At 43.1% G+C, this 21,322-nt stretch carries 18 protein-coding genes and 1 tRNA gene; 9 read left to right on the top strand and 10 right to left on the bottom strand.

Features of this window, described 5'->3' with window-relative positions; all coding sequences use genetic code 11:
* The first annotated feature begins 362 nt into the window (after positions 1-362).
* Positions 363-1,412, top strand: a complete 1,050-nt coding sequence (locus tag R8G66_17405) for a 6-bladed beta-propeller (protein ID MDW3194154.1) — start codon at positions 363-365, stop codon at positions 1,410-1,412.
* A 287-nt stretch (positions 1,413-1,699) separates the two neighbouring features.
* Here R8G66_17405 and R8G66_17400 read toward each other — a convergent pair.
* Positions 1,700-1,773 (bottom strand) — tRNA-Asn (locus R8G66_17400).
* Positions 1,774-2,050: 277 nt separating this feature from the next.
* On the opposite strand from R8G66_17400, the gene R8G66_17395 reads away from it, so the two are divergent.
* The 5 genes from R8G66_17395 (at position 2,051) to R8G66_17375 (ending at position 10,056) form a co-directional block, all read left to right on the top strand.
* Complete coding sequence (locus tag R8G66_17395) at positions 2,051-2,485, top strand: Hsp20/alpha crystallin family protein (protein MDW3194153.1); 435 nt, start codon at positions 2,051-2,053, stop codon at positions 2,483-2,485.
* Between the two features lie 165 nt (positions 2,486-2,650).
* Complete coding sequence (locus R8G66_17390) at positions 2,651-4,156, top strand: Do family serine endopeptidase (GenBank protein MDW3194152.1); 1,506 nt, start codon at positions 2,651-2,653, stop codon at positions 4,154-4,156.
* Between the two features lie 131 nt (positions 4,157-4,287).
* Positions 4,288-5,823, top strand: coding sequence for an aldehyde dehydrogenase family protein (locus tag R8G66_17385; GenBank protein MDW3194151.1), 1,536 nt, complete (start codon positions 4,288-4,290; stop codon positions 5,821-5,823).
* A complete protein-coding gene (locus R8G66_17380) occupies positions 5,824-6,282 on the top strand; it encodes a 3-oxoacyl-ACP synthase (protein ID MDW3194150.1) in 459 nt (152 codons plus the stop codon). It begins immediately after the preceding gene.
* Between the two features lie 132 nt (positions 6,283-6,414).
* Entirely contained in the window at positions 6,415-10,056 is a 3,642-nt protein-coding gene (locus R8G66_17375) for a PAS domain S-box protein (protein MDW3194149.1), read from the top strand.
* A gap of 130 nt (positions 10,057-10,186) precedes the next feature.
* Here the strand turns inward: R8G66_17375 and R8G66_17370 are convergent, their stop codons facing one another.
* The 3 genes from R8G66_17370 to R8G66_17360 are packed head-to-tail and all read right to left on the bottom strand — an operon-like array spanning position 10,187 to position 12,162.
* Positions 10,187-10,951, bottom strand: coding sequence for a LytTR family DNA-binding domain-containing protein (locus tag R8G66_17370; protein MDW3194148.1), 765 nt, complete (start codon positions 10,949-10,951; stop codon positions 10,187-10,189).
* 24 nt (positions 10,952-10,975) lie between these two features.
* Positions 10,976-11,968 (bottom strand): histidine kinase, encoded by a 993-nt coding sequence (locus R8G66_17365; protein MDW3194147.1) that lies wholly within the window; start codon positions 11,966-11,968, stop codon positions 10,976-10,978.
* Positions 11,968-12,162: a hypothetical protein gene (locus R8G66_17360; GenBank protein MDW3194146.1), complete on the bottom strand. Its 195-nt coding sequence runs from the start codon at positions 12,160-12,162 to the stop codon at positions 11,968-11,970. Before R8G66_17360 ends, R8G66_17365 begins: the two co-directional genes overlap by 1 nt.
* Before the next feature lie 188 nt (positions 12,163-12,350).
* On the opposite strand from R8G66_17360, the gene R8G66_17355 reads away from it, so the two are divergent.
* The 3 genes from R8G66_17355 to R8G66_17345 are packed head-to-tail and all read left to right on the top strand — an operon-like array spanning position 12,351 to position 14,135.
* Entirely contained in the window at positions 12,351-13,049 is a 699-nt protein-coding gene (locus R8G66_17355; protein MDW3194145.1) for a hypothetical protein, read from the top strand.
* A 42-nt stretch (positions 13,050-13,091) separates the two neighbouring features.
* Entirely contained in the window at positions 13,092-13,529 is a 438-nt protein-coding gene (locus tag R8G66_17350) for a YHS domain-containing (seleno)protein (GenBank protein ID MDW3194144.1), read from the top strand.
* A 6-nt stretch (positions 13,530-13,535) separates the two neighbouring features.
* Positions 13,536-14,135 carry a YdeI/OmpD-associated family protein gene (locus R8G66_17345; GenBank protein ID MDW3194143.1) on the top strand — a complete coding sequence of 200 codons (600 nt, stop codon included), beginning with the start codon at positions 13,536-13,538 and terminating at the stop codon, positions 14,133-14,135.
* Here R8G66_17345 and R8G66_17340 read toward each other — a convergent pair whose 3' ends face one another.
* The 6 genes from R8G66_17340 to R8G66_17315 all read right to left on the bottom strand — a co-directional run bounded on the left by R8G66_17340 (position 14,136) and on the right by R8G66_17315 (position 21,183).
* The gene (locus tag R8G66_17340) at positions 14,136-15,035 is read right to left on the bottom strand and encodes a DUF368 domain-containing protein (GenBank protein ID MDW3194142.1); all 900 of its coding nucleotides are present in this window, start codon (positions 15,033-15,035) and stop codon (positions 14,136-14,138) included.
* Between the two features lie 14 nt (positions 15,036-15,049).
* The gene (locus tag R8G66_17335) at positions 15,050-15,814 is read right to left on the bottom strand and encodes a phosphosulfolactate synthase (protein ID MDW3194141.1); all 765 of its coding nucleotides are present in this window, start codon (positions 15,812-15,814) and stop codon (positions 15,050-15,052) included.
* 54 nt (positions 15,815-15,868) lie between these two features.
* Entirely contained in the window at positions 15,869-17,272 is a 1,404-nt protein-coding gene (locus R8G66_17330) for a tetratricopeptide repeat protein (protein MDW3194140.1), read from the bottom strand.
* A 94-nt stretch (positions 17,273-17,366) separates the two neighbouring features.
* The gene (locus R8G66_17325) at positions 17,367-18,083 is read right to left on the bottom strand and encodes a CpsB/CapC family capsule biosynthesis tyrosine phosphatase (GenBank protein MDW3194139.1); all 717 of its coding nucleotides are present in this window, start codon (positions 18,081-18,083) and stop codon (positions 17,367-17,369) included.
* The gene (locus tag R8G66_17320) at positions 18,083-20,488 is read right to left on the bottom strand and encodes a polysaccharide biosynthesis tyrosine autokinase (GenBank protein ID MDW3194138.1); all 2,406 of its coding nucleotides are present in this window, start codon (positions 20,486-20,488) and stop codon (positions 18,083-18,085) included. Before R8G66_17320 ends, R8G66_17325 begins: the two co-directional genes overlap by 1 nt.
* Before the next feature lie 8 nt (positions 20,489-20,496).
* Positions 20,497-21,183: a polysaccharide biosynthesis/export family protein gene (locus tag R8G66_17315; GenBank protein ID MDW3194137.1), complete on the bottom strand. Its 687-nt coding sequence runs from the start codon at positions 21,181-21,183 to the stop codon at positions 20,497-20,499.
* Between the last annotated feature and the right edge of the window lie 139 nt (positions 21,184-21,322).

Raw genomic sequence — 21,322 nt, 5'->3', positions numbered from 1 at the left:
TGCTGATAAATGGAATTTAGTTACTCCTCTTCCTGGGCTTTCATCCATCCATCGGGATAAACTTCTCGTCCATCGATTATAAATGCAAAAACCCCGACATACGTGGTGAAGTCCATATTAAGAGTCTAAATTCAACTCAAACCGTATATTCGGACTGTGCAGTGGCCACGATTTATCATTCCTGGGGGAATTAGGAAGGCCATATAGATGCTACCTCAAAGTTTGAAAAAGTCAGGACAATGAATTCAATGTATAAAACTAATCATAAGCTGGTGCCGGCCACAAGCTCCTTGTTAATATTGGTAGCTATAGTGCTTTGCGTAAGTAGGTGCAGTACAAAAGATACGAGGACATTTTCAGAGGTGCCGGACCCCATTCTCATCAATGTAGGTGATGTTGGGGCTAATTCATTGCATTCATATTTTGAGGTTGATGCAATTCCACTCGAAACGTCAGACAACTTACTGGCACAGATCAGTCGGTTAGAAGTGTTTTCAGAGCGCTACTATATTCTGGATGATAAAAAAAAGACTGTAAGTATTTATGGCGATGAAGGCGAATATCTCGGGATTGTCGGGAGCAGAGGCACAGGACCAGGAGAGTACTTAATGCCGACGGACCTTCAGGCAGACAAAGATGGCATTCACGTTTTGGACAATCGAAGCATTTCTTTGATCTCATATGACCATGATGGTCAGTTTTTGTCTGCGATGAGATTTAGAGATCAGTATCCCCAATACTTCAGAAAACTGGGCCTCAATTATGCCACATACGTAGGCTTTAACTCTGACACTCACAACCTGAAGATTTTGGATGCGAATAGTAGTTTAGTCCAGGAGCTATTTCCTTATGATCAAGAGAATTACCCGGTGAGTTTCGCCATGACAGGAGGTTTGAGGGAAGGTCACAACGGGTTGCTGTACAGTAACGTTGCGGATCCGAATATCTACTTTCTCAATGAATCGGGCAATCCATACAAGAAGTATACTTTTGATTTTGGAAGCACAACCTGGCCCGAAGGACGGAAGGAGGATATTGATGCATTTATCGCATCCATGCACGAATTTAAGACCTCATTTCTTTCGGAGCAGTTCTATGAAAATCGGCATGCGCTCGCATTTGGTCATGCGGATCCAAAAGGTGGAGGGTTCGGCATTTACCTTAAGCAGCAGGATATGGTGCTAAAGAAATTTAGTCTGGACGAAACATGGACAAACTATTTGATAGGCCCTATAGGAGTAGATCAAGACGGCTTCTATTTTTATATCAATGCTCCACGAAAGAATGATACGAAAAAAGCGAATGCCTTGAAAGATGAGAATTCCAGGGTTTACCAGGATTTGATAGGAAAGTCTCTGGAGGAGAACAATCCAACGATCATATATCTTAAAATAAAAGAAACCCTGCTATAAGTTCCTGTTCGCTGCCGCTTTCGTCCTGAGGGCTGGCGGAGGTTGTTACATCATGTCCGGCAAGTTAGCTACCCTCGAATTTCTTTGAAAATAACCGTCTTCTAGGAGCTTGTCTTCTTGGGGCGGACGGCTAGCCCTCGAACCGGCGTGTGCCCCAAGTGTAAATACAAGATAAAACTGGTAAAAACCGGCTTAATTGCTCCTCTTTCCGGGCTTCCTTCCATCCGTCGGGATAAACTTCTCGCTGGAATGCATAAAAAAAGCCACGACGAATCGCGGCTTATGGGCTCCTCTTCTTGGGCTCGAACCAAGGACCCTCTGATTAACAGTCAGATGCTCTAACCAGCTGAGCTAAAGAGGAATTTTTATTTGTTTTTCCGGGCTTCTCTCGGAAAAGGATTGCAAATGTATTTGGTCTCTATTGAATCTGCAAAACAAGCTGCTGAATTTTTTTTCAAAGTTTGAGTTTATTCCAATTTACAATCTGTATAAGACAAAATGACATATAAATCCAGTAAATAATTGCAAAACATGCCAAAGTGACAGTTTTATTCTTGTAAATGAAAGGTTTTTGGGGTTGGCACAGAATTCGATCAATGCCTTCCTGAATTTAATGTTCGACTTAAACAAAAAGAATCATGGCATTAGTTAAATATAACCCCTCGAATTATTCACCTGTAACTTTCAGAAGTTTCGTTGATCGTTTTTTCAATGAGGACATTTATAATGGAGGAACAGCTCCTTCTCAATTCGCTCCTAAAGTGGATATAGCCGAAACTGATCAACAGTTCGAAATTGATTTTTATATCCCTGGTGTTAATAAAGATCAGGTGAACATCGACCTCAATGACGGAAGATTGACTGTAAGTGGCGAAAGGAAACTCGAAAAAGAAAATAATGGCAAGAATTATCGTTCGGTAGAAAGTAGCTACGGTTCCTTCACCCGATCGTTCCAATTGCCTGATAATATTGATCAGGAGGCAGTGAGCGCCTCTTTTGAGAATGGCGTTTTGCGTATCACAATCCCAAAAGATGAGAAGAAAATCGCCAAAAGAAGCATTGCGATCAAGTAATAAGTGAGTGATAGATTGAATAGTGAGGAGCGGGATGAGAGTCCCGCTTTTTTCGTTAAATGATGTTAAGCATGAACACCCGGAGGGCTTTCGTACGTTAATCTAATCAACTACGCTCGGGAACACCATCCCGAAGGGGACGTTATAAGGATAAACTCGAAATAAATGAAAACAAGGAATTTAGTATTGGCAATGATCTTTTCCTCAGTAATGGGTGGGGTGATCGCCATTTCAGGATACTCAATTTTTGTAGGAACTGACGGAGGTAAGGATGTCCTACCGGTAAACTACACTTCACCAAATCCGGTGAGCTTTACGAATTACACCGTTGACACAACTGATATTGCAGTATCGGGAGGGTTGAATTTTGTACATGCTGCAAAGCTTTCTACACCTTCCGTGGTACACATCAGGACGACCTATAGTTCGGCAAGGTCCAGAAACGCGGACAATCCGTTTGAGGATTTTTATAGGAGATATTTCGGAGAGCCCGCTCCACGGCAGGATAACCAGCCTTATTCCAGAGGCTCCGGTTCAGGGGTGATCTTCACGGAAGATGGGTATATCGTTACGAATAATCATGTGATTGAAGAAGCCGATGAAATTGAAGTGCTTCTCAATGATAATCGTACTTATATAGCAGATGTAGTAGGCGTAGACCCTACAACGGATTTAGCCGTGATCAAGATCCAGGAACGTGGATTGCCACGAATCTCATGGGGTGATTCAGACAATATTCTGATAGGAGAGTGGGTGTTGGCGGTGGGAAACCCCTACGAATTTCGCTCTACAGTAACTGCAGGTATCGTGAGTGCGAAGGCCAGAAGTATCAACATACTTCGATCAAGAAATCGTGGTTCGAATCTGTCTATTGAAGCTTTCATTCAAACAGATGCAGCAGTAAATCCTGGTAATAGTGGGGGTGCATTGGTCAATCTGAAAGGTGAATTGGTAGGGATTAACACTGCCATTGCTTCGCCTACCGGGACATTTGCAGGATACTCATTTGCAGTTCCCGTGACTTTGGTTCAAAAAGTAGCACGTGATTTGGTGGAATTCGGGACGGTACAACGGGCCTTGCTTGGGGTAAGTATCGTCACGGTAAATGCAGAGTTGTCGGAACAGGAAGACCTGGGAGTATTAAAAGGAATTTATGTGGCTAATGTGCAGGGCAATAGTTCGGCGGAGGATGCCGGAATTGAAGTAGGAGATGTTATTGTAGCGGTGGATGGCCGTGAAGTAAACAGTGTTTCCGAGTTACAGGAGCAAGTGGCACTTAATCGTCCTGGTGATCAGGTGGAAGTGACCTACCTGCGGGATGGTCGACGAAAGACTACCCGAGCTACTTTGAAGAATTCATTTGGCACCGAAGAAGTAGTAGCTGCTAATGTGGATGTATTTTCTACAGAAGGCGCTGTGTTTGTCGAGTTGACAGGTGAAGAGAAGGAAGATTTGGGAATTGAAAATGGCGTCCGATTGGAAACGCTTGGAGATGGAAAATGGAAAGATTCCAATGTCAAAGAAGGATTCGTGATTGTGAAGATCAATCGTGATCCGATAGAAGACCTGGAAGATCTGAAATTGGCGTTAGCACGTTCTTCGAGCGAGGGAATGTTGATAGAAGGATATTATCCTGACGGTGAAAAAGCCTTTTATGGTATAGGTTGGTGACGGTGAAAGTTTTTCATCTTAAGGAGGCCGCTCTTCAATCGAGGAGCGGTTTTTTTATTTGTCATAACATGTATCACCCGCTCGCCTTTGGTTAGCTTTGCGCGAAATTTATAATTGCAACTTTTTTACCCATGAGTGTTGATAACTCTTTCTTAAAAGAACTTGATATTTTGCCTGATAATCAGGGCGCAGCCATTGGAGGTAAATGGCTCAATTCAAGTGGAGCTACCATCGAATCCCGATCACCCGTTGATGGTCAGCTAATCGCAAGTGTTACATTGGCCGATGAGGCTGCTTATGAATCAGTGATTGAGGCAGCACAAAATGCTTTCAAATCATGGAGGTTAGTTCCTGCTCCTAAAAGAGGAGAAATTGTTCGTCAGTTGGGTGAGGCACTCCGAAGGAAGAAAGAACCACTAGGTAAGTTGGTTTCTTATGAAATGGGTAAATCCCTGCAGGAAGGCCTGGGTGAAGTACAGGAAATGATCGATATCTGCGACTTTGCAGTAGGGCTTTCCCGACAGCTTTACGGATTGACGATGCATTCTGAGCGCCCCTCTCACCGAATGTATGAGCAATGGCATCCCTTAGGAATCACGGGGATCATTTCCGCGTTCAACTTCCCGGTAGCCGTATGGTCCTGGAATGCGGCCATCGCCTGGGTATGTGGAGATGTTTGCGTTTGGAAACCATCCGAAAAAGTGCCTCTCTCTGCCATAGCCTGTCAGAATATCGCTCAGGAGGTATTCGAAGCAAATGGTGTTGATGGTGGTATCTGCGGTTTGGTTGTAGGCGATGCCGAAATAGGCAAGCGCATGGCTGATGATGGACGTGTGCCTTTGGTTTCAGCTACAGGATCTACCCGAATGGGAAAAGCTGTTGGCGAAGCAGTAGGTCGCAGATTGGGTAAAACCATCCTCGAATTAGGAGGAAACAATGCGATCATTGTTTCTAAAAATGCGGACCTGGATCTGGTAATCCCCGGTGCAGTTTTTGGAGCCGTAGGAACAGCTGGTCAGCGATGCACTTCGACCAGAAGACTCATCGTCCACAATGATATTTTTGATCAGGTACGTGACCGTTTGGTAAAAGCCTATGCACAACTCAAAATCGGTAGCCCTTTGGATGAGAACATGCATGTTGGCCCACTGATCGATACCGATGCAGTAGCCATGTACGAGCGTGCTTTGAAGAAAATTGAAAATGAAGGTGGTGAGGCCATCATTGAAGGCGAGGTACTTAGTGGCGAAGGTTATGAATCAGGCTGCTATGTGAAACCTGCGATCTACGAAGTACAGAACGAATACGATATTGTGTGTAATGAGACCTTTGCACCAATCCTTTATTTGATCCGATACAATGAGCTGGATGAAGCCATTCACATGCAGAATGATGTGCCTCAAGGGCTTTCTTCGGCGATCATGACCACCAACATGAGGGAAGCAGAACTTTTCCTTTCACATCAAGGATCTGATTGCGGGATAGCTAACGTGAATATTGGTACTTCAGGAGCGGAGATCGGTGGTGCTTTTGGTGGAGAAAAAGAAACCGGTGGAGGAAGAGAATCTGGTTCTGATGCATGGAAGGCTTATATGAGACGCCAGACCAATACCATCAATTATTCTACTGAATTGCCATTGGCACAAGGCATTAAATTCGACTTGTAATTGGAAGGTCTTGCTTTAAAAAAGGCTTTATTAGATCATTGTAAAGAGGTTGTGGACGAAAAATTCCACAACCTCATTGCTTTAGATAAAGCTGCCCAGTCTTCTGCCAATAATGAAACCAAAAGCAGCGCCGGAGATAAATATGAGACCGGTAGGGCCATGATGCACCTGGAGAAGGAGCGACTTGCATCTCAAATGAACGAAGTAGCCAAGCTCAAGAAGCCACTGGAAATGATCAATCCTGATAAGGAGTCTCCATCTGTTGAACTAGGTAGCATCGTACACACAGAAGATAGGAATTATTTCATCTCCGTTTCATTGGGAGAAATCACCGTAGCAGATCAAATTTTTTTCTGCATTTCCCCTGTAACACCTATCGGCACACTCATGCAGGGAAAACAAACTGGAGAAACCTTTCAATTTGCCGGTGAGGCTGTAATTATTCAGCAAGTCATCTAGATTTTATTTTCAGGCGCTTAGGCGATTTTCACTTATTTTTTAGGATGTTTTAGCGAAACTTAGCTGCGACTTGTCGAAGATGCCTTTCGAAATGGCAGAAGATCAATATCTTTAGCTAGATTAGAAGGAAGCATGAAGATTCCAGAACCACCGGAAAATGAAGCCGAACGACTAATTCAACTGCGATCTTACAAGCTATTGGATACGGCAAAAGAGACAGCCTACGATAATTTAACTCGTTTGGCTGCTACGGTATGCGGTGTTAGGATGTCCGCTATTTCTTTTATCGATGAAGATCGGCAATGGTTGAAGTCCTGTTTTGGTGCGGAGATTACGGAACTACCAAGGTCACTTTCTCTTTGTGCGCATACCATTAAATTGCCGGAAGGTGAGCTCCTCGAGGTACCGGATACCCGCAAGGATGAGCGCTTTTTCGATAATCCACTACTACAGCAATATCCGATTTTCTCTTTTTATTGCGGAATTCCCATTCATGACCAATCGGGTTTTGCATTGGGCACTTTGTGTGTGGTAGATGCTTCACCCAGATCGTTGACTGAACAGCAAAAAACGTCCTTGCAGATCATCGCACAACAAATTTCTGATCAGTTGAAATTGCATCGATCTAGGATGCAGGCCCTGCGTAGAGAAGAGCAGCACATGGAATTGCTCAACAAAGTGGACGATGCCATTTATGAATTGGATAGCTGGGGGAATTATTTGTTCGTAAATGCCAAAACCTGTGAGTTACTTGGTCATTCGGAACAAGAGTTGGCAGATAAAGTAGCCTTTGATTTTGTGCATCCCGAGGACCTGGAACAAGTTGATCGCTATCATCAATCCTTATTTGAGTCGAAGGCTACGTCAGGCTACTATGAGATGCGTATTCTACCTAAAGGAAAAGATCCTATCAGGATTGCGCAGAAAGTGTCCCTGGACTATCATGAAGGAAAGTTGGTCAAGATCAGGGCTGTCGCACGGCAGGTTTCGGAAATAAAAGAGTTGAGAAGAGCTCTTCAGGATAGTGAGGATCAATACAAAATACTTTCAGAAAATTCCAGGGATGTTATTGGTGTTCATTCCATAGACGGTACCTATAAGTACATCTCACAGGCTGCTCAGGTAGAAATGGGATACCCACCAGAGGAGATACTGGGGAAAGCTCCTAAAGATTTCATGCATCCGGATGATTGGGATGAATTGAAAGGGCGGCTGAGTCAAATGGTGAATGGAGGTGATGCTTCTTCTAATGTAGAATGCCGGATCAGAAAGTACAACGGGGAATACATCTGGATGGAGATCTACACCCGTGTGATCTTTGATGAAGACGGGGAGATCAATGGCTTTCATAGTTCCGCTCGAGATATTTCGGAAAGAAAACGCACGGAAGGTAAGATCAGTATGCTTATCGAGAATACAACAGATGCGGTCTGGGCGGTAGACAAGGATTTGAGGTTTATTTATTTCAATTCTGTTTTTCAGAACCTTCATGTTCAGCGAACTGGTTTAGAAGTCCGAATAGGAGCGAGAATTCAACCAGAGCGTGTAAACGCTACCTGGGAAGATGAGTTTGCATTTATTTTAAAAGCACTTTCTGGCACCAAGTGCGCGCAGGAGATTACGTTCGAGATTGACGATCAGCTTGTTGTTATGGATAGTTCGGCCATGCCGATTTGGAGTGATGCCGGGGAAGTAACCGGTGTGTCCGTGTTTAGCCGGAATGTAACCCGACAGCACAAAGAGCAGGAGCGAATTTATAATTATCAAGTTGGCCTTCGCTTGCTGAATGATCTGGCGGTAAAGTCGTTACCTACGGCAGACTTACTGGAAGATGCCTTGCAAGCTATCTGCAATTACCTGAATATGCCTGTTGGGATCATCAGCTCGATCAAAGATGATACTTACGAAATCAAGTACCTCGCTGATCAGCAAAGTATCATTAAGACAGACAAAGTAAAAAAGCCCTTGGGAAACACTTACAGTCATTTAGCCTATCAAAGCCGATCCGTGGTGCTTTTTCACCGAGAAAGTGATGCCGAATATGCGGGGCACCCTTGTTGTGAACACCCACAGGAAGTACAATCTTATCTGGGTGCTCCGATCAAAGTGGCGGATGAATACTTTGGTGCGGTGGAGTTTCTATCTCCGAATGGCAGAACCGAGAAGTTTGGCGATCATGAAGGGGAATTCATGAGACTCTTTGCCAACTGGCTCGGGTCCGTAATGACAAAGGAGTCTGCTTACCGATCGCTGGAGCGTGCCAAGGAGAGTGCTGAGGAGGCTTCATTGGCCAAGGCAGATTTCCTGTCAATGATGTCCCACGAGGTAAGAACCCCGTTGAATGGGATCATCGGAACTACCCATCTGTTGCTAAAGAAAGACCCACCCCCAGAGCAATTACAAAAGCTCAATATCCTGAAGAAGTCGAGTGATCATTTGCTGGCGATTGTTACGGATATATTGGACTTTGCAAAAATCGAGGAAGGTAAGATCCTGCTGGAAAATGCTGAATTCAATATGCGGGAATTGCTGGATGCGATCCGGGTCAATTATGAAACGCTTACGGAGGAAAAAGGAATTCAGCTAAAGCTGGAAATCGACGATAAGCTAAAAGCCAATTATTGGGGAGACCAGGTTAGGCTCAATCAGGTCTTTCATAATCTGGTCAATAATGCGATCAAGTTTACGGAAAGAGGAGAGGTTACCATCAGATGTAAGCGACTGGATAAGGTCAATAATTTCGATCATATCCTTTTTGAGATTGAGGATACGGGGATAGGTATTTCAAAAGAAAATCAGGAGGCTATATTTGGTGTCTTTTCACAAGCAGATAAGTCTATCACCCGTCGTTTTGGAGGTTCAGGATTGGGCCTTTCTATCACTCGGAGACTGCTGGAACTGATGGACAGTAAGATTGAAGTAGAGTCTGAGAGAGGGGCCGGCACGGTATTCCGTTTTAAACTGGTGTTGCGGCGTGGTTCCAGCCTTGATATGAAGCAATCGGCTTCCAAAGAAGAGAAAAAAGAAAGCCTGAACGGCAGTGTCCTGATCATAGAAGACAATATTTTCAATCGGGTCATCGCCAAAGACTTTTGTGAGTCCTGGGGACTCAATGTACTGGAAGCTGAAAATGGGAAAGAGGGAATTGCGGTTTTGAAGGAACATCAGGTGGATATCGTCCTGCTGGACATTCAAATGCCCATTATGAATGGTTATGAAACCATAGGTTGGATCCGCGAACAGGAAGCAGCTTATTTTCAGGACCTACCCGTCATCGCATTGACAGCTTCAGCTATGGTAGAGGTGCAGAATAGAGTCTATCAATGTGGGATGAATGACTTTCTTACTAAACCATTTGTGCCAGATGAATTCTACAAGAAAATGGAATTACATCTGTCCATGCGAGAGAAAGCCAATGATGAGATTTCCTTGTCATATCTACAGAATATTTTACAAGATGACAAGGATAAGATGCGACGATTTTTCGATCTGTTCATTGAGTCTGTTACGCATGATTACAAGGCCTATGAGCGGGCACTTACTGACCAGGAAGTCATTGATGTTTATCAGCTAACGAGAAAAAACCGGCCTACCTTAAAATCACTTGGGCTCACAATTCTGGCAAAGCAGGCACAGATCATTGAGCACATGATCGAGAATGATAATCCGAAGAAAATGATCATCAGAGAGGCGAGCAGACATTTGGAAACATTGAAGACGACAGTGAGCCAAATGCGCGTATATCGCGAAAACCTGCAACAGACAGAAGCATAAGAAAAAAGCCCTTCGAGAGAAGGGCTTTTTTCAACCAACCAAAAAAACTCAAAACAACCTAACTAGTATTTCACTACTAATACTTGATGTTAAGCAATAGTGATGCCAAAAATGGTTGGGGCTAAAGTTTTTATCTATTGAGCCACCTTTTAAAAGCTCCTGAACGTTCTACGCTGACTACTACTTCCATGGAATTAGGCGGTGCGGGCTCCAGGTCGATCTTAACGCGGCTCTTGCTGTAAGCCACCATGCTTTTGATGGCACGGTAAGAGATGATATATTTTCTATTGATACGATAGAAGTCCTTAGGATTTAAGGTGCCTTCCAGATCTCCCAAATTGGTATTTAGAATATGTTGTTTTCCTGTTTTCTCGACCAGATAAGTGTATCGGTCTTCGCTGAAGAAGTAGGCAACATTCTCTTCCGGGATGCTGATGATCCTTTCACCCAAAGTGACGATGAATCGTTCCTGATAGGTAGGTCTGATTTCTGGTTTTAAGGCATCCAGGAAGTTTTCCAGATCAAATTCCTCTTGTGATTGCTTCCAGCTTTTGAATTTATCGATAGCCGTCGAAAGCTCTTCTTTGTCGATCGGTTTAAGCAGGTAATCAACACTGTTTTCTTTGAATGCTCTGATCGCGTATTGATCAAAAGCAGTGGTAATGATGATGGGAGCCTTGGTCTCTACGTTACTGAAAATGTCGAAACTAAGACCATCACCTAATTGTATATCTGACAAGATCAGGTCTGCATCATTCTTCTGGAACCACTCCACGGCGGAAGCTACACTGTCCAGCTTAGCTGTGATTTGAATTTCCTCGTCTAATTGAATGAGGGTTTGCTCCAGATCTTGAGCAGCTAAAGGCTCGTCTTCGATGATTACTACTTGAAACATACGGTGTTTTTGACAGAGAGGAAGTTATGATATTTTTTTCAATAAAGGAACCTTGGCATAATAAAACTCACCTTCCTGATAAAACTCCGGTTCGGCTTCCGAGAAGAAAGCGAGCCTTTTTACCAGGTTGGATTGCCCGATGCCCATGGATTCGGCACCATCTGGCCGAGGTTGATAGTTGTTTTTGACGACTATGGAATTTTCTTCGTCGTAGATGTCGATTTTAAGCGGCTTGTTCCGACTGGCAGCATTATGTTTGATGGTATTCTCCACCAAAAGTTGCAAGGCTCCTGACGGTAGAGTCCAGTCCCTTCGTGCATTCTCAATGTTGACAGAATAGTCCAGTGCCTCGCCAAAACGTACTTTTTGAAGGTATATATAGTCCTCTGCGAACTTCAATTCATTCTCCAGATGAGAAAGATTGGAATCCTGATGATCCAGCATGTAGCGATAGGTGGAGGACATGTGCTTAATGAACTGCCGCGCATTTTCATTGTTAGGGATCATCGCCCGAAGGGTGTTCAGACAGTTGAATAAAAAGTGGGGGTTGATCTGATTTCTTAATGCGATCAGCTGCGAAGAGATGCGTTCTTTCTCTTTTCGCTCAGCCATGATCTGAAGCTCTTTGTTCTGTACCCGCAGTTGATGCGTTTCAAGAGCTTTTTGGATGACGATTCGCATTTCATCATACGACCAGGGTTTGTGAATGAAGTAATAGATGTTGCCATGATTAATGGCATTGATCACTGTTTCCATGTCCGAAAATCCTGTTACCAGAATGCGTATGGCTTCTGGGAGTATTTCCATGGATTTCATGAGAAATGAGACACCCGTCATCTTGGGCATGCGCTGGTCAGTGAGAATTACAGGTATATCTGGGTTTTCCTGGAGAATTTCCAGGCCTTCTGCTCCCGAACCGGCAATAAGTACTTCAAACTCTCGTCTAAACGCAGACTTGAAGTAGTTTAAGTTACCCACTTCATCATCCACGTAGAGTATCTTGATGAGGTCACTCATTACCCACCGATTCCTCTTTTTCTCACCATGTAAAAGATCAATAATAATCCTACGCCAAAGGTCAGGAATAATTCAATATTCACCAGATATTCAACGTCGTACTTGGGTTCATTCTCTAGCAGCATGATCACCAATCCTAGTGCTATGATGACAAGGCCTCCTACAAAGACCAGAAATCTAAGAGTTTGTAACATTTTCAGTTATTAGAATAAGCGAAAGTAATGAACTTCCTCAACCCCGCAAATTCCAGAAAGAACACCGGATAAAATTTCAAATTGACAAGTACAATACAAAGGGGCTAAATTAAATTCCTGAGATTTCAACATATTTAGGTAACACAGCGTTAATCTTCTAGATTTTTTCAATGTCAAGTTCAAATTAGATGCTTCCTGAGCAAGAAAATATCGGTTTGGCACCAGATGGAGGTCCTTTCTACGCAGAAACAGACCTGACCATCTTATTCAGTGAGCCGTGGAACGCCTTCTCTTCTCTGGCCATTGTGTTGCCTGCGGTCTATTGGGCCTTGAAACTCAAAGGAGACGTTAAGAAATATCCATTCATCTTTTATTGTGTACCACTTCTGATTTTGGGAGGCACAGGAAGTACACTTTTTCATGCTTTTCGGAATTCTGAATACTTATTGTTGATGGATGTGTTGCCTACCGCAATTCTTATGTTTTCAGTTGGAGTATATTTTTGGTTGAAGATCATTCCCAATTGGTGGGGAACAGTCAGTATCGTTATTCCGGGCACTATCCTTCGTTATGCAATGCATGAGCTATTTCCAGAGGAAATGGCAACGAACCTGAGCTATTTTATTGCAGGAACCCTCGTGTTTTTTCCTTTGATCTTTTATCTGGTAAAGACAAAATTTGAAAAGGGGCAGTTTATCATCCTTTCGGTATCTTTTTTGATCTTATCATTGGTGTGTAGAGAAATGGACCTTCGAGTAACAAATATCTTACCGATGGGCTCACACTTTCTTTGGCACATATTTAGTGGTTTTGGAGCATTCTTTCTGGCGGAATACCTCTATTTCATTCGCACAAAGGAATTGTCCAGTAGTGCTGCAAAAGCCTGAACTTTTTAATTTACTGACGTCAAAAATTACATGCGTAGATATATGAAATCCCTATTCACTTTTTTGCTATTGATATGCTCAAGTATTGTGGTAGCGCAAGAGGCCTATCCCGTAGAAAACGGAGAGGTTTTGCTCGATGGATATGATCCGGTAAGTTATTTCCTTGGAGAAGCAAAAAAGGGAAGCTCTGATATTTTAATCGAAATTGATGGACGCCACTTGCTTTTTTCTTCTGAGGAAAACAAAAAGACATACGAGCAATCCCCTGAAAAATTTGAGCCGGCATATGGAGGATGGTGTGCCATTGCGATGGTGGACAAGACGTTTGTAGTTCCTGACTACACCTTATACAAGATCCAGGACGGTGCTTTGATGTTTTTCTCGATCCGGGCATTTTTTAATGGGCTTACAGAGTGGGATAAAGATCCGGATAAGAATAAGTTATTGGCGGACACCAATTACACGGTATTATTTGATTAATAGTAAATGGGACTTGTTCAGAAACTCCAAATTAAGGACCTCCAGCACTTTTTTGTTGTCAATTGCCCGGAGGACTTGACTGAAGCTTTAAAAGAAGAAGGTTTGGAGCAGCAGGTTAGTTTCAATGATTATAAGCAAGGGGGTGTGCTGTTGTTTATTCGACACAAAGCAGAACTTGGCGCCATGATCTCCGGATTTATTCAAGATCCATCTTCAGATAATCACTGGGTGGCATTCCCGAAGCGGAGCTCAAAAATTCCTACGGATATGGGAAGAGATCATGGTTGGGATCAATTTATCTCTGCAAATTGGATAGCCGTTCGTCAGGTATCCATCAATGAGCAGTGGTCCACTTTGAGGTTTCGGCCAAGAGCTGTGGTAAAGGAAGTAAGGAGAGGTACAGACTATCCGGGAATCGATAGCAAGAAAAAGACCGTCACTATTCCTGAGTCACTGGACAGTCGTTTACAGCGGGAAGGCCTGAAAGAAGTATTTGAAGGCCTGAGTTTTACTAAACGCAAAGAAGCAGTGATCAGCATTCTCCAGGCTAAGAAGCCGGAAACACTGGAGCGTAGGATCATTAAGATAATCGAGTCTTTGACTTGATTACTTCGCTGGTTTTTTCTGGCCTGTGCGCTCAATGAAGAATACTAGTCCGAAACCAATGAGTATCAGTAAGAATGCGATAGCAAATGCGCCATTCAGTTCCGGCATTTCCCACGTATAGCCGACTACTTTTTCCTTATCTTCTATCGTGATTGTTTCAGCCGTTTTCCAGGGCCAGATGATTACCAGTGAGCCAGTAACAAATCCTGTCAGCAAAGCAATGGTTTGTGATTTGTAGTGTGCGAAGAGATAGGAAAGTAATCTTGAGAACAGTAGCAAGCCTACAATGCAACCCGCGGCCATTGGAATGATCACTTTGAATTTAAATCCACTAATTGCCTGCAGCACGAGGATGTAATTGCCCATAAGCAACAGGATGTAAGAACCCGAAAGCCCGGGTAAAATCATGCTGCAAACAGCGACCACTCCACATAGAAATACGTACCAGATGGCATCATTAGCATTGGCCGGAGGTAAAAATGCGATGCTGATCGCAATTGCTGTTCCTACGATCAGAGCAACGACAGTTGAGGAGTTCCAGGACTCAATCTGAGATCCTACCGCAACAATCGAAGCGATGATCAATCCAAAGAAAAAAGCCAGCGTTAATGTCTCGTAATTGAGGAAAAGGAATTCCAGCAGCTTGGCCAAACTCAAAATACTGACGGCCACACCACCAAGTACTGACAGCAAGAACCAGAAATCGATCTTTATGATCAATTCCTTGATTTTTCCTTTGAAGAGCAAGCTTACCGCATCCAGATCAAGGCTTTTAAGGGCATTGATGAACCGTTCATAAATGTTGGTAATGAATGCGATGGTGCCTCCAGAGACACCTGGGATCACGTTGGCAGCTCCCATTGCCAGGCCCTTCAAGAACCAGCTCAGGTAAGGTTGCATATATTGATGAGGGCTTAAGCGTTATCCAGGAAGTGACTAAAAGTATCTCCTCTTAGACCCAAGCGAATGGTTTCCAAAGGTATTACTTCATTTGGCGCAATATTACCCAGGTTGACATTGGATCCGACTAATTTGATAAACCAGACTTGTTGTGCTTTCTGAGGGGCTTCCCAAATGATCTTATCTGAAGGTATCTGAGTCAGGATCTCTTCTACTAGTCCTTGTCGGACTTCTCCAGAATCCCTGAATAAACCAACATTACCAGCTTCTCGAGATTCGCCGATCACCTTCCATGCACCAGCCTCGAGTTCTGTTCGCATTTGCTCGATCCACTTGTATGGAGGTATGATCTTTGCGGCATCTTTAGAGCCAACTTCACTCAATACCGTGACTTGACCAGAGAGTTGGCTGATGTATTCGCATTTGTCGTCGTGGTTCATTTCGATAGAACCATCACTTACTTCCGCATATTCCACACCGAACTTGTCCAGCACTTTTCTGTAATCGTCCAATTGATTGCGAATGACAAAAGCTTCAAATAATGTTCCGCCGAAATAGAAAGGAATGCCAGCGTCTTTCAATAGCGCAATCTTTTCTTTTAGTTTGGGTGTCACATAAGATGTTGCCCATCCAAATTTGATGATGTCGACAAATTCACCGCAGGTCTCAATCATGTCTTCCATTTCACGAAGTGAAAGGCCTTTGTCCATGACCATGGTAAAACCAGTATTGCGAGGTTTTGAGGTCCTGTCAGGTAGTTGCGATAGGTCGTAATTCATAGGTTTTCAAAAACGAAGCCCCAAAAATCAATAATTATGGTTAAAAAGAAACCCTTAGCGTTCGTTTTTTCGATACTGCTCGATTATTCTGAACAGTGCTGTCTGGGTTTGGGGATTTTGAAAAAAATCAAAAAGCAACGTGTGGCCCTCAAAATCAAGGATTAGCGCGATTTCCAGTTTACTAAATGCTTCTTTGTATCGATTCGCAGATACGAGATAAACAACACTCCGATACAGCAGTTCGGTGTTGTCTGGAAGTTCGTTGAGCCCACCTTCTACGATTGCGTAGGCATTTTCATAGTCTCCCTGTTCGTAATATACCTCGGACCAGTCCAGCCAGGTCTGAGGATCGGAGGGATCCAGCTCACTCGCTTCAATGTAAGCATCTATTGCAGAGACGATGTTACCTGTGCTATTTTCCGCATATGCCAGTGACTTCCAATACAAGGCATTTTCAGGTTCCAGCTTGGTGGCTTTGGTCAGGAAATGAACTGACTCATAAAATTTCTTTTGAATGGACAAAACAACTCCCAGCCCAAACCAGGCCTCATGGTAGAGTTGATCGAGCTTTACGGCTTTTTGGTAATACTTCACTGCCAGGTCAAATGTCTCCATTTTTTCATAGCATGCCCCAGTATGACAATAAATCTCAGCACTTGCTCCTTCTATTTCCTGGGTGCGATTGTAAGCGTTCAAGGCCTCGTTGAAACGGCCCGCATTCATGAAGGCATTTCCCAGATTGAAATGAGCACTGCTAAAACCGTCTTCAATGGCAATGGCGAATTCATAAGCCTCTATGGCCTTATCGATTTCGCCGATCTTGTTAAAAACAATCCCCAGATTGTACCAGGCAAACTCCGAATAAGGATCTCGATCGATGAATTCCTGATAATATTTTATGCTGTGCTCTAATTCGCCATTTAGGTCCAGACAGTAGGCCAGCTCATAAAGAACACCTTCATTCGTTACATTGTGTTCCAGGGCTTCTTTGTAGCTTTCTATTGCTTTCGCATAATCCTGAAGTCCCTGATAACTAAGGCCAATGTTGTACAATACCTCGTCTTTTTCCTCTGCGGAAATCAAGGCGATCCTGAATTTCTCAATGGCTGCTTCATATTTGGAAAGCAAGGCCATGATCGTTCCTAGCTGCAGCAATAGGTCGGGATCATTAGGTTGAAAGATCAGGGTGTTTTCCAGAATTTCAATCGCTTGGTCAGGCTCATTTAGCTTAATGAGTACGTCGGCTCTTTCAGCTACCAGATCTGTGCTGTAAGGGTATTGTTCCAAAGCAATTTTAGTTGCCTTGGCTGCCATTTTCAATTTATCGTGCTCCTGATAGTATGCTATGATCTCCAGAAAAGCATCTTCGTTGAAATAGTAGCTCTGTTTGTTTTTAAGGAGTGCTTCAAATTTTTTGATTAACTCCCTCTGTTCCTTTTTTTTATAGTCTTCCTGCATGGAAAATTCTGGTGGATACGTTACAAACGTTTAAATCAATTTACTGTTTTTTTAAAATTTTCGCTTGTTGATAACAGTAATTTTATCCACAGTTCTAAGCCAGTGAATGATTCAATAAGATTGATTTTACCGCTTTTTTATAATGTTTAGTGGTCATGCCTGCTTTCAATCCTGCCAATTGCTTTGGGGTGTGTAGGTCAGACCCTAGCATGTTAACGATATTCATGTCAATGAAGTTTCTTGCCAGCTTTTGAGGTCCTTTCCCGTAGATACCAGCCAGTGAACCACTGGTGACTTGCATGAGTATTCCCTGGTCATGCCAATCCCTAGCCAGGGAGGGTTGTTCAAATAAATATTGATAACGCTCAGGATGTGCTAACACAGGGTGATAGCCTGCGGTTTTTAACTCGAAGATTACTTCTTCAAAAATCTGAGGTTTTGCCAGAAAAGAAGTTTCTACCAAAATGTGATGCTTGCCAAATGTATTTAATTGGTGACCTGATTTTACTTTTTCCAGTAAACTGGAATCAATGAAGTACTCTCCGGCTGCGATCAACTTAAAGTCCAGTGATCTTTTTTCAATTTCACGAGCAACCTCTTCGCCCAGTGACAACACCTCGCTTTCCTTGTTGGGATAGAATTCCTCGTAGAAATGAGGCGTGGTGACACACCCTTTAAATCCCAACTGCATGAGTCCTTGAATGGCCTCCATACTCTCCTCCATCGATTTCACACCGTCATCGATTCCTGGTAGCAGGTGCGAGTGAATATCAATCGGTAAGGACTGATCAGGTTTTTTCTGAAAGAACATTAGAATAAGGAGCTAATGATCGAGGCAATTTTGCCTTTGGGTTTAGCGCTTTCTTCATAATAGCCGTAACCATATCCGCCATAGCCATATCCGCCGTACCCATAGTTACCATACCCGTAACCATACCCATACCCGCTTTTAACGCCATTGAAGATCACAGTGAGGGAGGAAAACTTATTCACTCTGACCAGATCAGTGATCGTTCTGGTGAATGCTCGTCTGGAATACTGTGATTTCACGACGTAGAATTGCAGGTCCGTTTTTTTCATCACAAGGATCGCGTCTGTAACCAGTCCAACGGGTGGGGTATCGAAAATTATGAAATCAAACTCTTCTTTGAGGCGTTGTAAAAACTCATCGAATTTGTCACTAAGCACCAACTCCGAAGGGTTGGGAGGTGTGGGGCCTGCAGGAAAGTAAAAAAGGTTTTCTACAGCTGTTGTCTCGATGCAATCTTCGAACTTACTTTTTCCGATTAGATAAGTACTCGAACCGTAAGGTCTTGCTTCTTGTTCGAAAGCCATATGCACCTTCGGTTTACGGAGGTCAAGATCAATGATGCAGACTTTTTTATTCGTTGAGGCGATGATAGCGCCAAGGTTTACCGCGACGAATGTCTTCCCCTCTCCACTGATTGTTGACGTGATGGTCACGGTCTTAGCTTCTTTGTCGACATTTAGGAAATCCATATTGGTACGGATGGTCCTCAAAGATTCACTGAGTGCAGATTTAGAGCCTTTATTGACGATCAATTTAGTCAATGGGAGTTTTTCTTTAGTATAGAAGGGGACCGTGCCCAATATGGGTACAGGGATTAATTTTTCAAGCTCTTTCGCACTCGTGATGTGATTGTTTAGTAAGTATCTGATCACCAGGAAAAGCATAGAGATGGTAATAGAAATGACGAAACCGGCTCCTAGGATAAGTAATTTTTGAGGTTTGATTGGTGTAGCGGGTGATGAAGCAGGACTTAATAGCGTTCCATTGGTGACGGTACCCGCTTTAGTTAATTCTAGTTCCATTTTGCTTTGCCTCAGCCCCATGAGGAAGTTTTCCTGCATGTTAAAAAGGCTCCGGATTTTGTTGTATTCCCTACCCATGGACGGTAGCTGAGAAAAGCTGTCCTCTAACCTGAGACGTTTCACACTCAGTTCTAAAAACGCATCATCGAGTCCTTTTTTAAATTGATCCAGAGATTGCAGTAAAGTTTTTCTTTGTATGGAAATACGGTGATCGATCTGCTCAATCACATAGGTGTTTTCATTGTAGGAAGATAGTTTTTCTGACCGGTTCGTGATTTCTTCTTGATATGCTTTCACGGCAGACTGTAAGAAACCCGGGAATTGTTCGAGTGTATATGCATCTATTCTTATACTCTCGTCACTAATGAGATTAGTGATCAACTGATCCAATGCCTCTTTTTTGGATTCTATGTTTAACTGCTGTGAGTCCAGTAAGCTAATTTCCTGAAGTGTGCGTGCAAGATCCCCTTCCAGACTGAGTGTTTTATTCTCAATGATGATTTCTTCAAAGTAATTTTCGTATTCCTGAATCTGGTTTTCAGTTTCTGCGATTTGTTCATCCAGAAATGCAATCTTCTGGTCAATAGTCTTATTTTTCTGGTCTTTTGTGTACTCCAGGTAGAGGGTGTCCATCGCGGTGAGAAATGCCCTGGCTTTGACACGATTGAAGTCTTTTAGGCTGATCCTTATGGTTTGTGCTGAAAAATTTTCAGGCTGAACAGTGCTGTTCGCTTGCAGATATTTGATCAGCGCGTTATCGCTATTGATGATAAAAAAATAGGTATCACCGATAAGACTCTGGTCGTAAAATTTGGATTTTTCGACCAGCAAATTCAGGTCTTCCGTAACAATATCTTGTCCAAACCTGCCTTTGATGATGCTTTCCCCATCTTTTGAAAGCTTAATTTCAAATTCTGCGTCACTAATTAACGTAATGTCTAAGGGACGATCGTAGAAGCTGGCATTTTTGACTTTATGAGAAATAATGAAAGGCGAATTACCAAACCGCTCATCAGAAAGGTACCGACCATAGTAATGATAGCTCACATCATAATCAATGGCCTCTACAACCTTACGCAAGAAGAGGTTAGATCGAAGAATTTCTATTTCACCAGAAATTCCCTTATCCTGCTGTAACTGTCCATTGGTGACGAGTCCGAGGGTATTGGCTTCACTTTCGAAATCCAGTTTAATGACTGAAGATGATTCGTAGAGGGGCTTGGTGTACCTAACAATGAGGTAGGCTCCGGTGATTCCCAGTACTACAAACAGAATGATCCAAATGATGCTTCTCCTCAGCGTAAAAAGCATCTTGCCCAGATCGAACGAGTCTACTGGATTGGAGCTATCTGCTGAAGTCGATATCGGATGATTGGGTTCCAAATCTGAAATTAAAGGGTCCTTATTAAAACGACTAAGGCGACGACACTTGTTGAAGCCTGAAAAACAGGTGAAAGGTCACGCAACACTTCAAAGAATGGCCTCCTCCATGGCTCAACATAGATGATGTCTCCGGGTTCTATTGGAATAACCGATTGCCTCATGCCATCTACGGTATTGAGATCTATTTCAAACACAGTAGGACTAGATAGTGGTCCTCGAACGATTCTTACATTGTGAACTTTGGCCCCAAACTCCACACCCCCGGATAATGCAAGTATTTCAACGAGGGTCATATTCTGATTAACCAATGGGATCACTTGTCCTCCAGGGGCTCCAAGTACAATGACGCGTTTGTTTTCAAATGCCAACTTTACAAAGACATCTTTGTAAAAGTGATTATAGAGCTCTTCCAATTTGGTTTCTGCTTCATCGATCGTCATACCTTTCAAATCGACCTTTCCGATCATTGGTAACTTGGTCTGTCCGTCTATCTGTACCAGGTAGTTGAACGTGAGGAGATTTTGATTATTTAATGGAACATCTCGCATCAATTCGAAATCAGGATCTATGATCCTTTCACCATCATTGGTGAATACATCGATTGTCAGGAGATCGTCCTCTTGAATAACATAATTACGTTCGGCCATGTCTACAGATTTCTGAAGAGCGCTTGCTCCTTCATCCAGTCTGAACATGATATCCTGCTTGTATACATTGCAGGAACTCAGAAGTAAAAGAAAAATAACGCAAAAATGTGGCGGGAATTTGCTGTTCATTGACGCACTTAAATCCTTGTAAAGTTAAAGTTAAAGTTCCAATTCAACTACTTAGGAG

The sequence above is a fragment of the Cytophagales bacterium genome (assembly GCA_033344775.1).
Lineage (GTDB): Bacteria > Bacteroidota > Bacteroidia > Cytophagales > Cyclobacteriaceae > JAWPMT01.
This window is presented reverse-complemented; position numbering and strand designations above follow the sequence as displayed.